The sequence below is a fragment of the Sphingomonas sp. GW821-FHT12D09 genome (assembly GCF_058807215.1).
Genome location: NZ_JBXAQL010000001.1, coordinates 985,704 through 1,000,179, shown reverse-complemented (window position 1 = coordinate 1,000,179; position 14,476 = coordinate 985,704). Strand labels below are relative to the sequence as shown.

General features: G+C 68.6%; 9 protein-coding genes. 2 read left to right on the top strand and 7 right to left on the bottom strand.

Going from position 1 to position 14,476, the window contains the following annotated elements:
- Positions 1-23 precede the first annotated feature (23 nt).
- From AC1RPL_RS04520 to AC1RPL_RS04510, 3 genes are read right to left on the bottom strand one after another with little or no spacing between them, the layout of a single operon-like run.
- Positions 24-2,864: a phage tail sheath subtilisin-like domain-containing protein gene (locus AC1RPL_RS04520; protein ID WP_493068058.1), complete on the bottom strand. Its 2,841-nt coding sequence runs from the start codon at positions 2,862-2,864 to the stop codon at positions 24-26.
- A 23-nt stretch (positions 2,865-2,887) separates the two neighbouring features.
- Complete coding sequence (locus AC1RPL_RS04515; RefSeq protein WP_493068057.1) at positions 2,888-3,556, bottom strand: hypothetical protein; 669 nt, start codon at positions 3,554-3,556, stop codon at positions 2,888-2,890.
- A complete protein-coding gene (locus tag AC1RPL_RS04510; protein ID WP_493068056.1) occupies positions 3,553-4,167 on the bottom strand; it encodes a Pvc16 family protein in 615 nt (204 codons plus the stop codon). Before AC1RPL_RS04510 ends, AC1RPL_RS04515 begins: the two co-directional genes overlap by 4 nt.
- A 449-nt stretch (positions 4,168-4,616) precedes the next feature.
- Here AC1RPL_RS04510 and AC1RPL_RS04505 point away from each other — a divergent pair, with 449 nt between their 5' ends.
- On the top strand, positions 4,617-7,037 hold the full coding sequence (locus AC1RPL_RS04505; protein WP_493068055.1) for an AAA family ATPase: 2,421 nt from the start codon (positions 4,617-4,619) through the stop codon (positions 7,035-7,037).
- Here AC1RPL_RS04505 and AC1RPL_RS04500 read toward each other — a convergent pair.
- Positions 7,015-8,250: an MFS transporter gene (locus AC1RPL_RS04500; RefSeq protein WP_493068054.1), complete on the bottom strand. Its 1,236-nt coding sequence runs from the start codon at positions 8,248-8,250 to the stop codon at positions 7,015-7,017. The genes AC1RPL_RS04505 and AC1RPL_RS04500 overlap by 23 nt on opposite strands.
- A complete protein-coding gene (locus tag AC1RPL_RS04495) occupies positions 8,247-9,644 on the bottom strand; it encodes a glycoside hydrolase family 30 protein (protein ID WP_493068053.1) in 1,398 nt (465 codons plus the stop codon). Before AC1RPL_RS04495 ends, AC1RPL_RS04500 begins: the two co-directional genes overlap by 4 nt.
- Positions 9,645-9,724: 80 nt before the next feature.
- Here AC1RPL_RS04495 and AC1RPL_RS04490 point away from each other — a divergent pair, with 80 nt between their 5' ends.
- The gene (locus AC1RPL_RS04490; RefSeq protein WP_493068052.1) at positions 9,725-10,711 is read left to right on the top strand and encodes a cupin-like domain-containing protein; all 987 of its coding nucleotides are present in this window, start codon (positions 9,725-9,727) and stop codon (positions 10,709-10,711) included.
- A 157-nt stretch (positions 10,712-10,868) separates the two neighbouring features.
- Here AC1RPL_RS04490 and AC1RPL_RS04485 read toward each other — a convergent pair whose 3' ends face one another.
- Entirely contained in the window at positions 10,869-12,365 is a 1,497-nt protein-coding gene (locus AC1RPL_RS04485) for a tryptophan halogenase family protein (RefSeq protein WP_493068051.1), read from the bottom strand.
- Positions 12,366-12,495: 130 nt separating this feature from the next.
- Positions 12,496-14,433 (bottom strand): glycoside hydrolase family 3 protein, encoded by a 1,938-nt coding sequence (locus AC1RPL_RS04480; RefSeq protein ID WP_493068050.1) that lies wholly within the window; start codon positions 14,431-14,433, stop codon positions 12,496-12,498.
- Positions 14,434-14,476 lie beyond the last annotated feature (43 nt).

Below are 14,476 nucleotides of genomic sequence, written 5' to 3'. Positions count from 1 at the left end.
CGGGTCTCCTGTCGATGCGTGTTTCAGGCGTCGGTGGTCGCGGTGAACTGGCCGATCCTGAAGATGACGAACTCCGCCGGGGCGACCGGGGCCAGGCCGATCTCGCAGACGAGCCTGCCGTTATCGATGTCGTCCTGCGTCATCGTGGTGCGGTCGCAGGTGATGAAGAACGCCTCGTCGGGCGTGGTCCCCATCAGTGCGCCGGACTTCCAGACGCCGAACAGGAAGGAGCGGATCGTCTCCACCACCTTCGCCCACAGCGCTTCCGAGTTGGGCTCGAACACCACCCATTGCGTGCCGATGTCGATCGAATGCTCGCAGTAGATGAACAGGCGCCGGATATTGATGTACTTCCATTCCTGGTCCGAGGTCAGCGTGCGCGCACCCCACACCCGGATGCCGCGCGGCGTCAGGTCCCGGATCAGGTTGATGCCCACCGGATTGACGACGTCCTGCTCGGCGGCGGTGAAGGGCAGCGCGACATCGACGATGTTGCGCACCACTTCGTTGGCCGGTGCCTTGTGCACGCCCACCGTATTGTCCGAGCGCGCATAGATCCCCATCGCATAGGCGGAGGGCGGGAAGCTCTCGATGCGCCCGGTGCTGAGGTTGAGCGCGCGCAGCCAGGGCGCGTAATAGGCGGCATATTTGGTGTCGTAGTTGTTGCGGTGCGCCTGAAGTGCCGTCACGTCGAGCGCGTCGGGCGGCGCATCGAGCACAGCCATGCGGTATTTGAGCAGCTCGCAATGCGTGATCAGCTCGCCCTGCACCGTCTCTAGCGAGACACCGGGGACCGCGACCATCGCGATGTCGTCGCGCTCGGACAGCGCCTTGATGCCGGTGCGCCGGCCCGGGCCCGCATCGGTGCCGATCAGGTCGATATCGGTGAGCGCGCTGCCATTCGATCCGCCGGCCAGCCTGCGCGGGCGACCGTCGGCGATCACCGGCGCGTCGGCGAAGGTCAGCCCGGGCGCCGCGGCTTCGCTCAGCGTGACCAGCTTCGATCCCGCTTCGGCGTCGTTGAGCCGCGCGACATAATAGCGCAGGCCCGCCGCGGTCGTGTCGTCCGGATTCCAGGTGAGCCCTTCGAAGCTCTCCTTGAGCACGCCGTCTTCATAGACGAGCACGTCGATCTCGCAGGTGCGCAGATAGGCCTTCCTGTCGGCGGCATCGGCGGGCAGGTCGATGAAATTGCCTGCGCCCAGCGGGACACCGGCGTCGAGCGTCACTGTCCGCGCCGCGGAATCGACCGAGACGATCGTCGCCTCATATTTGTCCGTGCCGCTGTCGAGTTCGACCTTGGCACCGCTGTAGAAGCTGGCGGTGGAGGCGACGGCGATCGTCGCCTGACCGTCGGCAACCGCGCTAAGGACCTGGATCGTGGTGAAGCTCGCAGTATCGACCGTGTCGGGGAAATCCCCCGGATTGGCCGCGGCGGCGAGGAACAGCGTGCTGGTCGCCGGATCGACGAGCAGCAGGTTGGCAGCGTCGGTATCGGTCCCGCTCGCAACGGAGACGGCTTCGGGCGAACCGGCGCGTTGCGGGGCAGCGAAGCGCGAGGCATCGCCGACGAACAGGCGGGTCAGCGCCCCACCGGCCGCGGTGCGCGTGATCTGCGCGGCAACCGGCGCGGCGGGCTCGGCGCGTGTCAGGCCGGGCCCGGCGACGGTGACATGCTTGCCCGATCCGATCTCCTCCTTCACGCGCGCCGTGGTGATCTCGACATCGGTGGTGTTGCCGCCGCCATCATCGACCTGGACGACGTCGTTGGTCTGAAGCAGTGCCGCCAGCTCGTGGACCAGCCCGGTGGGGCCGAACGGACCGCCGCCGGTCATGTCTATCTTGAAGGCCGCGGGAGCTGCGCCCAGTTCGATCGGCGTGTCCAGCGTCGCGCCGCCACGTCCGATCAGGCGGATCGTCGCGCCGCCAGAGAAATCCGCGCCGGCGCCCCCACCGACCACGTCGTACTTGACGTCGCCATCGGCGATCGCCGCGACCTGCAGACCGCTTGATCCGCCGACGGAGATTTCGTCGCCCACGCGGAGCAGGCGCAGCGCCGCGGCGGTGAAGCGCAACTTGGTCTGGCCGATCGTGAGCGGATATTCGCCGGGAGTGGCATCGAGCTCGATCGCGGGATCGCGCCGCGCCGCTGAAGCGGTGGTGAGCGCCACGGGTGGTCGGTCGCGTGGGCGGATCTCGATCGATACCAGGTCGCCATCGACGCCGCGATTGCGCGCGATGACCTTCGCGCCGCCGCCTGGCGTCAGGTTGGCGGGGCCGGTGCCCTGGATCAGGATCACCGTGTTGTCGGGCTCGAGCGCGACGCCGGCCGGCAGCGCATCGGCGGCGACCAGCGTCACCGCGTTGCGGACCGCATCATAGCTGTCGATCGTCGCCGTGCGCGTCTGGGCGAAGGGCGTGGTCGCGTCGGGGCGCGTGAAGATGCGCAGCACGCTGCCCGCCGCCACGCCGCGCAGTGCGTTGAGGCGGAGCGAAGCGGTGGGGCCGCGGGCCGTCACCCCAGGCGCGAGGCGAAGTGCGATACCCTGCTCGATTTCGGTTTGCGAGGCCTGGGCGTCGCCGGCGAGCACCCGCACCACATAGCAGCGCGCACCACCATTCTCGAAGAATGCGCGCACCGAATGGCCGAGATAGCTGCCCAGGTCGTTCGGCGTGGGCGTTTTCGCAGGTTCGCCGAAGATGCGCCGGAAATGCGCGAAGCTCGGGATGAACGTGGCGCGGCCCTCCGGCCCCTTGCCGGCAGCGCCGACAAAGCCGGCAGTACTGGTGCTGACGCCCTGGATCGGCTTGCCGCGATATGACGTCTCTTCGATGTAAACGCCGGGGTGCAGATATTCGGGCATTTCGCGATTCTCCTCGCTGAACGCTAGGTCAGACGGAACAGGATGCGGGGCACGCTGGTGGGCGCGATGGCGAAGGTGTCGGCTGCGAACGGCATGCCGGCGATGTCGGGGACGAAGCTGCCGCCGGACAGGATGCGCGGCGAATCCGCCGGGGTGCGCACGCGGATGGCCAGCGGCACCCGGCCGTCGGAATCGAGCGTAAGGCGCCCGGCGAGGAGGAAGAGGAAATTGCCCGCCTCGTCGCTTCGCGTCTCGGGGCCGAAGGGTGCGCCGGCCAGCGCGATCGCCACCTTCTGGCGCGCGAAGTAGGGCCCGGTCAGGCGCCCACGCACCCCAATGGCCCCGGCCGGCGCCACCGCGTCGGCGGTCGGCCAGAGCGGGACGACGACCAATTGCGAGGGATCGGTGAGCGGCAGCGCGACCGGCGGGTCGATGTCCTCGAAGCGCGTCCAGCCGGCATGGCTGGTGGTGAAGGGCTTGCGCCACAGCAGCCGCGTCGCGCCGCCGGGAGCATCGACGAAGCGATAGGTGCCGTCGGGCTGGCGCCGCGCATTGCCGCCGCGTTGGTGCACGGGCCGCTGGAAGCTGCCCTGCAGCCGGACCGGCAGCTCGTCGCCAACTGCCGTGCCCGAGAAGTAATCGTCGAAGCGCACGACCATCGAGAGCTGGTGGCGGAGGAGCTCGAACCTCATTCGACCAGCTCCAGCGCGGCGTCGGTGACCGGCGGGGCGGGGATCGGCGGGGTCGGCTCGAGGCTGGCGACGCGGATACGGTAGACGAGCGACAGGCGATAGCCGAGCTCGTCCGCGTCCCAGATCCGGTAATGCTGATCGACCGGCAGCGTCTGCAGCACCACCTGGAGTGCGTCGTGCGTCGCCCATGCTGGCGTGCCCGGATCCTCGACCAGCTCGCCATGCCCGATTTCCGCGCCATCGTAACAGGCCTGAAGCACCAGTCCGAGCAGCCGCGCCTCCTCGGCGGCGGCGAGCATGTCGTCGGCGATCGTGTCGGCGGTCCGCACGCCCCAGGCGGTGACCAGATAGTTCAGCTCCAGCGGCAGCGGTTGGCGCATGCGGGTGCCATCGGGAAGGATCGTCGGCGGCAGGTTGCGCATCTCGGCATTGCCGCTGACCTGGAAGAGGAACAGCGATATATAGGGCTGGCTGGTGGCGGCGAGCTTCGCGAAGCCGGTGGTCGTCACTTGGCCGACGGTCACATTGGTGATGCCTGCGCGCGCCAGCCGGCGCTCGATCAGGGAGACCAATGTCCGGCCGCTATTCTCGATGACATGCCAGTCGGCCATGTGGTGTGCCGGAGCCCCCTGTGATCGTCCGAGCCCCGATTGTGGCGCGGCGACCGGGGCGGGCGCAAAGCCGCTGGCGGTTCAAAGACGATCCAGCCGGGGTCGGCGCCACGGCCGCCCAGCGCGACGCGGTGAAGGCGGGGCGAACGGAATGCCGGCGCCACACAGCGCAAGAGGTCTAGATCCGGCCCCAGCCGCGATTTGAGCCTTTTCGCGCGCCGCCGCCGTCGCCATGGTCCAGCCGGCGGGGCAAGCCGTTGGCACGGCGCTCGATTCCAGGCGGCATGGGCACAGGCCCTTTCGACCTATTCGTGCGTCCGGCTGGTGGGCATGGGAAGGCGCGTCGGCTGCGGGTCTAGACCGGATCACCGGTCCTAGATCCTCCACACGCGTTCTCAAGCGGGGAGGGCGCCCATAGAATCGGGCCAACCACAGAACAGGGGTCGCCCATGGTCCGTTCCCGCATCGCAGTCTCGCTGGAGAACATCCCGCAGATGCTGCGCACCATCGTGCGCAACACGTTCGAAAGCGCCGAAGACGTCGATCTGCTCGACTATGACGCCGACGATTCCGACGGCTATGACGTGCTGATCGTCGCGCAGGGTGAAGCGCCGCGCGACCTCATTCGCGATGGCCGGCTCCGGCGCGTCATCGAACTCGATCCCGAGGGGCGCCAAGCGACGATCCACTGGGTGCACCGTAACGAGACCCGGCTCTACGACCTGTCGCCCGAACAGCTGCTCGCGCTCGCGACCAGCGAGTTGCCGCGCGAACAATTGTCCGGCGCCAATGCGTTCGACTGGCCACGCTTCGTCCGCGGCATCTTCCGCGGGCGCCGCCGCGCGTTGCCGGCACCCGAGAACGACGTTTCGGCCTATGCGCCTCCCGAGCCGCCGCCCGTGCCCGGAGATCCGGTGATCGGTGAGCTCGCGCGGCTTGCCGCTCGGCTGGCGGCGGCGCGCGGGGCGGTCCAGAATGCGAGTCCCGAACTTGCGGCGCTGGCCGGGGCACTCGCCGCGCGTCGTGCCGCCTCCGCACCGCTGCCGGAACTCGAACGTATTGCCGCGCTGTTCGATCTGGATGCGGACGAGCGCGATCTGCTCTTCCTAGCCGCAGTGGTCGAGATCGAGCCGCAGGCGGCCCGGCTCGTCGCGCTGCTCAACGACCATATGAGCCGCCAGCGCCCGACCGTCGAGCTGATCGCCGCGTTCGGCGGGGACTCGCGCCGGATCGCGGCGGGCCTGGCGCATGACAGTCCGTTGCTGCGATACGCGCTCGTCCGGCTCGAAGGGGAGGGGCCCGTCACCAGCCAGGCGGTAATCGCCGATCCCGCGATATGGCCGCTGCTCTTCGGCATGCAGCGCCGCGCGCCTTTCGCAATCGAGCCGCTCGAAGGGCTGACGCTCGATCGGTTGCCGCTGTCCGAAGCAATGCGCGGGACGATCGCGCGGGCCGGCGCCGCGCTGCTGGCGCGCAGCGACGGGCCGGCGGTCGCCGCCGTGATCGGGGAGGCCGAGGTCGGCCGGGGCGCGATCGCCCGAGCCGTTGCGGCGCGGCTGAGCGATCGCGCGCTGATCGTGCCCGGCGGCGATCTCCCCGATCCGGGCGCCGTGCGCGCCGTGGTCCGCGAGGCGATGCTGGCGGACGCCGCGGTGATCCTGCTCGCGCCGGAAGCCTGTGGCCCCGGGGTCTGGCGCGTCCTGGTCGAAACGCTGCCCCAGCCGCTGATCGCCGTGACCATGCCAGACAAGATCGGCGCGCTCGCGCTCGAAGCGGGGCGGCCGCTCAGCACGATCGAGGCGCCGGCGCGTGACTTCGCCCAGCGGCAGCGGATCTGGGCGGCAGCGGCGCCGCCGGACTGGTCCGACCAGGCGACGGCGGCGCTGGCCGAGCGCTTCGGCTTCGGCACTGCGCGCGTCTCCGCCACGCTCGGCCTGGCCGGCACGCGCGCTCGCGCGGAGGGCCGCCCCGTGCCCTTGCCCGAGGATGCGCGAGCGGCCGGCGAGGCACTGCGCGGCATTGCGTTCGATGGTGCGGCGGAGCGCCTGCCATGCCCGTTCGAACCGGACTCGATCGTGCTGCGCCCCGAGACGCGGCGCGAGCTCGATCTCGCCATCGCCTGGGCCAATCACGGCACGCGGCTGTTCGATGCCGAGGGCGTGGCGGCGGAACTCCATGCCGGTAGCGGGCTTGCCTGCCTGTTCAGCGGGCCGTCGGGCACCGGCAAGACCATGGCGGCGCAGATCGTCGCCCGGCAGATCGACTATACCCTCTACCGGATCGACCTGTCGCAGGTGATCGACAAGTTCATCGGGGAGAGCGAGAAGCGCATGGCGGCACTGTTCGACGAGGCCGAGCGCTCGCGCGTCGCCCTGTTCTTCGACGAGGCCGATGCGCTGTTCGGCAAGCGCACCGAAGTGCGCGATTCGCACGATCGCTATGCCAATATCGCGGTCGATTATCTGCTTCAGCGGCTCGAGGGCTTCGAGGGGCTGGCGATCCTCGCGACCAACCTTGCGGAGAATATCGACGGCGCCTTCCTGCGCCGCATCCGGGTCCGCGCCGAATTCCAGGCGCCCGATCCGGATGAGCGGCGGAAGATCTGGGCCAAGCTGCTGCCGCCCGAGGAGAAGCGCGCGGGCGACGTCGATATTGCGCGGCTGGCGGATTCCTATCCGCTCGTCGGCGGCGAGATCCGCAATGCGGTGTACACCGCGCACCTTCTGGCCGCGGAGGCCGACGAACCCTTTGGAATGCGCCACTGTGTCGCCGGCCTGGTCCGCGAGCTCGCAAAGACCGGCCGCATTTCGAACCTGGCGCCATTAGACCCCTGGCGCTCGCCGCGCCTCAGCCTGGCGGCGGGGAGCTAGGCGCAAGCGCGAAGCCGGCAATGTAGAGATAGGCCAGTACGGGCACGGCAAAGGCCCAGCTCAGCCCCGCTATGTCCGCGATGCCCCCGGCGAGCAGGGGCAGGGCTGCACCCGGGCCGACTGCGAGAACAAGCAGGCCAGAGGTTGCCGTGGCGGGCACGGTGGAGCGTTCGAGCGAAAGCGCGAAGATCGTCGGGAACATGATCGAATTGCACAGCCCGACTGCAAGCAGGCACCAGGCGCCTGGCCGGCCGGGCAGCACCAGCGACGCAAGGCACAGGCTCGCGGCAGCCACTCCGGCCAGGGCGAGCAGGCGCGCCGCGGGGAGATGGCGGAGCAGCGAGCTTCCGACGAAGCGGCCGACAAGCGCGCCGCCCCAATAGAAGTTCGCGACCCAGGCACCAGCGGTGCCGAGGGACAAGGCGAGTGTATCGGGCTGCGAGAGATAGAGGATCAGCGTGCTGCCGATGGTGACTTCGGCGCCGACATAGAGCGCGATGCCGAGCGCGCCGAGCAATGCCCAGCGTGAGCGCAGCGCGGCGAGAGTGCCGGCGGCGGCCGGCGGCTCCGGGACTGTTGCGGCGGCGATCGGGCGGCGCGCGGCGATCGTCAGCGCGCCGAGGCAGGCCAGGAGCAGCGCCATGATGAGATAAGCCATTGCCATTGCGTCGATGCCCGACGCGCGTTCAGCCGCGGAGCGGATCGGCGCGGTCGATTGGAAGACTTGGCCCGTCAGCACGAAGCGGGCGCCGAAATGCACGCCGCAGACCACGCCGAGCGCGTTGAACGAATGGGCGAGGGTGAGCCGGTAATGGCTATGCTCAGGTGGTCCCAGGGCGGCGGCGAGCGGATTGGCGGCGACCTGGAGCGCAGTGACCCCACTTGCCAGCACGAAGATCGCGACGAGCACCACGGCGAAATCGGGGAGGAGGCGGATACCCTGCATCGCCAGGCATCCGCCGGCCATGCCGGCCAGCGCCACCCAGATGGTCCGGATCGGGCCGAGCCGGGCAAGCATTGCCGCGGCTGGCAGCGACATCAGGAAGAAGGCGGCGAAGGAAGCGATCTGGGTGAGCAGCGCCTCGGTATAGCTCAGGGCGAACACCCGCCGCGCCGCCGCGAGCAGCGGATCGTTGTTGGCGCAGATGAAGCCCCAGCCGAAGAACAGCGCCGTGACGCTGGCAAATGCGAAGCGGGTGGGCGGCTGGCTCAACGCGGCTTTCGCCAACGGAAGGTCGCGGCGCCGTGTGGGGCCAGCCGATAGGCGAAATGGCTGCCCTCGGCGGTGACGGTCACCTCCTTCGCCTCGGTCGCCGCGTTGAATGCGATCAGCACGCGGGTGCCATCCGGATTGGCATAGGCCACCGTCTCGATCCCGCCGGGCGTATTGGTCGCGCCGATCCGCCGGGCGCCGGGCCGGACGAAGCGCGAAGCCTGGCCGAGCGCATAATATTCGGGGTTGCGGGTGATCGCGCCGGTCTTGCTGTCGATCGTCACCACGCCGCGGCAATCGCCGCAGCCACCGAGGTGCGGGCCGTATTTCTCGTCGAGCGCGAGGTTCCACAGCAACACGCCGCGCGCCCAGTTGCGCGGGGCGCCCATGATCAGGGTGCGCAGCGTCCAGCTCCAGCTATCCGCCCAGGGGCCGGACCAGTTGCCGCCCGAACATTCGGTGAAGAACACGTCCTTGTCCGGGAAGGCTTCGCGGACCTTGCCTTGCGCGGCGACGTCGCCGCCATAGCAATGCCAGGCCACGCCCGAGACATAGCGATTTGCGGCGGGGTCGGCGAGCACCCCGAGCGGATGCTCGGGCTTGTCCCAATTATGGTCCCAGTCGAGGATCCGGGTCTTCAGTCCCAGCCGCGCGAATTCGGGCCCGACATGGTCGCCGATGATCCGGGCGCGCTGCGCGGCGCCAAGGCGCATGCCGGGATAGTTTTCCGGCTCGAAATCGGGCTCGTTCTGGATGCTGAGATAGTCGATCGGCCCGATCGCGGCGGCAAAGGCCTGGACGGTCTTGCCCAGATAGCGGGCGAAGGGAACATAGGCGTCCTCTCGCAGCGTGCCCTTCACCAGCGAGTCCGTCGATTTCATCCAGCCGGGCGCGCTCCAAGGCGAGATCATCACCGCGAGCTTGGGATTGATCGCCCGTGCGGCGCGCGCGGTGGGGAGCACATCCTCCCGTGCCGGAGCGATCGAGAAATGGGCGAGGGCGGGGTCGGTCCGGCCCCTGGGCATGTCGTCATAGCTATAGTGGCTGCGCGAGAAGTCCGAGGCGCCGACGGTCAGGCGGGTGAATGCGAAGCCCAGGCCTTCGTTGCCGAAGAGTTCGCGGAGCAGGGACGAGCGCTGTCGAGGATTCAGCCGGTGTTGGATCAGCCAGGCGGAGGCATCGGTGATCGCCGCGCCGAAGCCGACCATGCGCTGGTAGCGTCTCGCGGGATCGATTGCGATCGCGCCGGTGGTGCCGCGCAGGAGCGGGAGCGAAGGCTGTTTCGCCAGCAGCGCGGACTTGTCAGGCAAGGTCAGCCAGACCTCGACTTGTGGCCTGGGAGCGGGCGCCGCGGCAGTGGCGGCGAGCAGGGCAAGGGCGGGCAGGATGCGCATCATGTCTCTCCGCATTGTATCGCCAGGGAGCCGCCGGTCGCATCGACGCGGATGGAGCGGACTGATAGGCTTGCCCGGTCATGGACCCCATTCGCATCTGGCACGACGTCACGCCCGCCACGTTCCAGGAAATCAGGACGGCAGGGGAGCCGGCGGTGATGCGTGGTCTCGCCACCGACTGGCCGTTCGTGTGCGCCGCGGATGCTTCCGCCTATCTGCGTGGGCTCGCATTGCCGGGCTCGGTCCACTACATGCGCGCGCCGCCCGAAGTGGAAGGGCGGATGCACTATGGCGCCACGGTGGGCTCGCGCAATTTCACGCGCGAGGAGGCGCCGTTCGCGGTGTTCCTCGATGCGCTGGCCGAACAGGCGAAGGCGGCGCGGCCCGAGGCAATGGCGCTTCAGGGCATGCCCGCGGCGCAATTGATGCCGGGCTTTGCCGAGGCGAACCCGATGCCGCTCGTGCCCGGCATCGCGCCGCGCCTGTGGATCGGCAACGCCGCCAAGGTCGCGATCCACCACGACCCGACCGAGAATATCGCCGTGGTCGCGGCCGGGCGCCGCCGCTTCACGCTCTTCGCCCCCGAGCAGGTGGGCAATCTCTATATGGGGCCGTTCGACCCCACCCCGGCGGGCGTGCAGGTGAGCATGGTCCACCTGACCGCGCCGGATCATGCGCGCTATCCGCGCTTCGCCGCGGCGATGGAGGCTGCTCGGGTCGCTGCGCTCGATCCCGGCGACGCGATCTACATCCCCTATCAATGGTATCATCATGTCGAGGCGCTCGATCGGTTCAACGTGCTGGTGAACTACTGGTGGGATCCGGTGTCCGATGCATCGCCCTGGGAAGCGATGATGCACGGCTTCGTCAGCCTGCGCAGCCTGCCGCCCGACCAGCGCCGTGCCTGGCGCGCCATGTTCGATCGCTATGTCTTCCTGGCGGACGGCGACCCGGGCGCCCATTTGCCGCCCGAGGCGCGCGGCGTGCTTGGCGCCACGTCGCCCCAGGCGATCGCCCAGATGCGGCAGATGCTGTTCGCGGGGCTGCAGAAAAGGCTGCAGCGCTAGGCCCAAAGTGAAGGGAGTCGGGGCAAATCGTTTCACTTTGCCCAGGCTCCTGCCGCTGCGATCCGAGACGGGCCGGAGTCGAGCTGCATGCGCCATGCAACTACGACAACAGACGAAATCCTACATTGCAAGGGGCATGGCCGATTAAGGGACAGGCCTAGGCCGCGCACGTCTTCGCCACGAACTCGGCATGGCTGGGCATCAGGGCCACGCACTTGCCGATCACCCGCTGGATGTTGCCGAGATACTCCATAACCTGCGCCTCGGGCTTGATGTCGACCAGCGGGTCGTATCCGCGCGGGATCACGCCCTGGCCGAGGAACACCTGGATCCAGCTCTCTTCGGAGAACAGCTCCTCGTCCTCGCGGAAGATGCGGCCATTGGCGGCGAAGAGGTCGATCTTGCGCCGGAGCGTGTCCGGCACTTCCATGTCGCGGCACTGGCGCCAGAAGAACGTGTCGTCGCGCTCGGTTGCCTTGTAGTGCAGGATGATGAAGTCGCGGATGCGCTCATATTCGAAGTCGGTCTGGCGGTTGAACTCGGCGATGGTCGCGGGATCGAAGCCGCAATCGGGAAGCAGCCGGACGAGGCGGATCACCGAGGACTGGATCAGGTGGATGCTGGTCGATTCGAGCGGCTCGAGAAAGCCCGAGGACAGGCCGATCGCGACGCAGTTCCTGTTCCAGATCTGTTTGCGCTTGCCGGTGGTGAAGCGCAGCCGATTGGGCTCGGCGAGCTGTTCGCCGTCGAGATTGGCGAGCAGCTGCGCCTCGGCTTCCTCGTCGGAGATGAACTGGCTCGAATAGACATGGCCGTTGCCCGTGCGGTGCTGGAGCGGGATGCGCCACTGCCAGCCGGCGGTGCGCGCGCTGGCGCGGGTATAGGGCGTGAAGGGTTCGGTGCGCGCGCAGGGCACGGCGATCGCGCGGTCGCAGGGGAGCCAGTGCGTCCAGCGCTCATAACCCGTCTGCATCGCCTGCTCGATGATCAGGCCGCGAAAGCCCGAGCAATCGATGAACAGGTCGGCGGCGATCGTCTCGCCGTCCGCCATCGTCACGGACTCGACGAAGCCGTCTTCGCTGCGCAGCGTGACGTCCGCGACCTTGCCCTCGCGCCGGATCACGCCGCGCGCCTCGGCATAGCCGCGCAGATATCTGGCGTAGAGGCCGGCGTCGAACTGGAAGGCATGGGCGATATGGCCGATCGGGCTCTCGCCCATCTTGGGATCGGCGCGCATGAACTTGTTGGCGCGCGCGGCCATCGAGTTGATCGAATAGGCGGAGAAATCGGCGGCGCGGCCCTGGGCGCGCATCTTGAGCCAATATTGGTGGCAGCGCAGCCAGCCCAGGTCCTGGCCGATGACCCCGAAGCTGTGGAAATAGGCATCGCCCAGCCGCGTCCAGTCGACGAATTCGATGCCGAGCTTGAAGCTGCCCTGGGTGCGGCGGATGAAGTCGTTCTCGTCGAGTTCGAGCAGCTCGTTATACTTCTTGATCGCCGGGATCGTCGCCTCGCCGACGCCGACGGTGCCGATCTCCTCGCTCTCGATCAGGGTGATCTCGTACAGGCCCTGGAATAGCTTGCCGAGCAACGCCGCGGTCATCCAGCCCGCCGTGCCGCCACCGACGATCAGGATGCGCTTGATCTGCTGCATCTCTTTCCATCCCCTATCGTCACCCCGGCCTTGTGCCGGGGTCCACTGTGCCGCCTGGGCTGGTGTGGAGCCTCTTGTCCGGAGCTTGCCTCCCGGTGGACCCCGGCACAAGGCCGGGGTGACGGGTGGGTCAGCAGGCTGTGGGTGTAGCGGGCTCCGGCAGCGCATTCGTCCGCCCGGGCCTGGCATAGCTGAGGCCATAGCCCCGCGCGAACTGGACCGCATTCCCCGGCGCCTCGCCGATCGAGCAGGCCGAGCCCGGCCAGGCGAAGGAGAGGCGGCCGCTGAAATCATAGCGCCCGCCGACGAGCAGGTCGGCCAGGCCTTCGCCCTCGGTGCCGGGCAGGAAGGCGGCGACGAACGCGTCGGACAGGTTGATCAGGTCGTTGGCATAGGCCGGGCGGCCCGAATAGAGCACCGATACCACCGGCACGCCCTTGCCCGACACGCGCTGGAGCACGGCGAGATCGGCGGGGTGGAGTGCGCTGTGCGCCACCGGCTTGGGCGCGCGGACATCGCCGTTGTACTCGGCATAGGGTGTCTCGCCGAGTACCGCGACGACGGCGTCGAACTTGCCGGGGTCGACGCCCTTGCCGTCCTCCGAGAAGGTCACGTTGGCAGCGCCGAGTGCGTCGCGCAGTGCCGTAAGGAGGGTGGTGCCGCCCTTGAAATCGGTGTTCCTGTTCTCGGTGCCCTGCCAGGTCAGCGACCAGCCGCCGGTCTGGTTGGACAGGCTGTCCGCGCTGCTACCCACCACCAGCACGCGCTTGCCGGCCGCGAGCGGGAGGACGCCCTGGTTCTTGAGCAGCACCACCGACTTGCGCACGGCCTCGCGGCCCAGGTCATGCGCGTCGAGCGCCTCGGCCTTGGCGGCATAGGTGCTGGCCACGGGGTTGTGGTCGAACAGCCCGGCGCGCAGCTTGACGCGCAGGATGCGGGTGACCGCATCGTCGATCCGCGCCATCGGCACGCGGCCCTCGCGGACATCCGCCACGGTGTTCGCGATGAAGGCCTTCCAGTCGTCGGGCACCATCATCAGGTCGATCCCGGCATTGACCGCCTGGGGGCAGTGATCCTTGGCGCAGCCTGGGACCTGCTGGATGCCGTTCCAGTCGGAGACGACCAGCCCGTCGAAGCCGAGCTTGCCCTTGAGCACATCGGTCACCAGCGCGCGGCTGCCGTGCAGCTTGCCGTAATCCGTACCCGAACCGGTGTCGTTCCAGCTATTGTACGAGACCATCACCGTCTGCACGCCGGCGTTTAGCGCGGGGTAGTAGCCGGCGCCGTGGACCTGGACCATGTGGGTGCGCGCGGCGCGGTTCTCGCCCTGGTCGACGCCGTCGAACGTGCCGCCGTCGCCGAGGTAATGCTTGGCAGTGGCGACCACGTCACCGTCGCCGGCCAGGCCGCCTTGCAGCCCGTGGACCATGGCGCGCGCATAGGATGCGACGATCGCCGGATCGCTCGAATAGCTTTCATAGGTGCGGCCCCAGCGGCGGTTCTCGCCCACCGCCAGCGTAGGCGCGAACACCCAGCTGATGCCGGTGGCGCGGACCTGGCGGGCGGTTGCCCGGCCGATCCGCTCGATCAGTGCCGGGTCGCGCGCGGCACCCAGGCCGATATTGTGCGGGAAGAGCGTGGCGCCGGCGACATTGCCGTGCCCGTGGACCGCGTCTGTGCCCCAAATGACGGGGATGTGCACCGCCATGTCGGTCGACATCGAGGCGCGGTAATAGGCGCCGGCCAATTCGGTCCAGGCGGTGACGGGGGCGTCCTTCTTCATTCCCGGCCAGGCGCCGCCGCCGTTGAGGACCGAGCCGATATAATAGCGCCGCACGTCGTCCGGAGTGATCGAGCGGATATCTGCCTGGGTCATCTGGCCGATCTTCTGCTCGAGCGTCATGCCCTTCAGGATGCCGGCGATCCGCGCCTCCATCGCCGCATCGCGCGCGGTTGGGGCGTGGAGCGTTGGCCAGTCCTTGCCGAGCCAGAGCAGGTCGCGCCCCGGCGTGGTGGCCGTGCAGCCCGCCAGCAGGGGAAGGATCAGCCAGGATCGCGCAGCTTTCATCTCTCTACTCGCTACAAGGCGGCATGGCCGCTAAGATAAAAGG

Bases quoted from the DNA above. Each gene is read 5' to 3' on its own strand.
- AC1RPL_RS04485 (WP_493068051.1), bottom strand. From the start codon at position 12,365: ATGCAGCAGATCAAGCGCATCCTGATCGTCGGTGGCGGCACGGCGGGC.
- AC1RPL_RS04490 (WP_493068052.1), top strand. From the start codon at position 9,725: ATGGACCCCATTCGCATCTGGCACGACGTCACGCCCGCCACGTTCCAG.
- AC1RPL_RS04495 (WP_493068053.1), bottom strand. From the start codon at position 9,644: ATGCGCATCCTGCCCGCCCTTGCCCTGCTCGCCGCCACTGCCGCGGCG.
- AC1RPL_RS04520 (WP_493068058.1), bottom strand. From the start codon at position 2,864: ATGCCCGAATATCTGCACCCCGGCGTTTACATCGAAGAGACGTCATAT.
- AC1RPL_RS04510 (WP_493068056.1), bottom strand. From the start codon at position 4,167: ATGGCCGACTGGCATGTCATCGAGAATAGCGGCCGGACATTGGTCTCC.
- AC1RPL_RS04480 (WP_493068050.1), bottom strand. From the start codon at position 14,433: ATGAAAGCTGCGCGATCCTGGCTGATCCTTCCCCTGCTGGCGGGCTGC.
- AC1RPL_RS04505 (WP_493068055.1), top strand. From the start codon at position 4,617: ATGGTCCGTTCCCGCATCGCAGTCTCGCTGGAGAACATCCCGCAGATG.
- AC1RPL_RS04515 (WP_493068057.1), bottom strand. From the start codon at position 3,556: ATGAGGTTCGAGCTCCTCCGCCACCAGCTCTCGATGGTCGTGCGCTTC.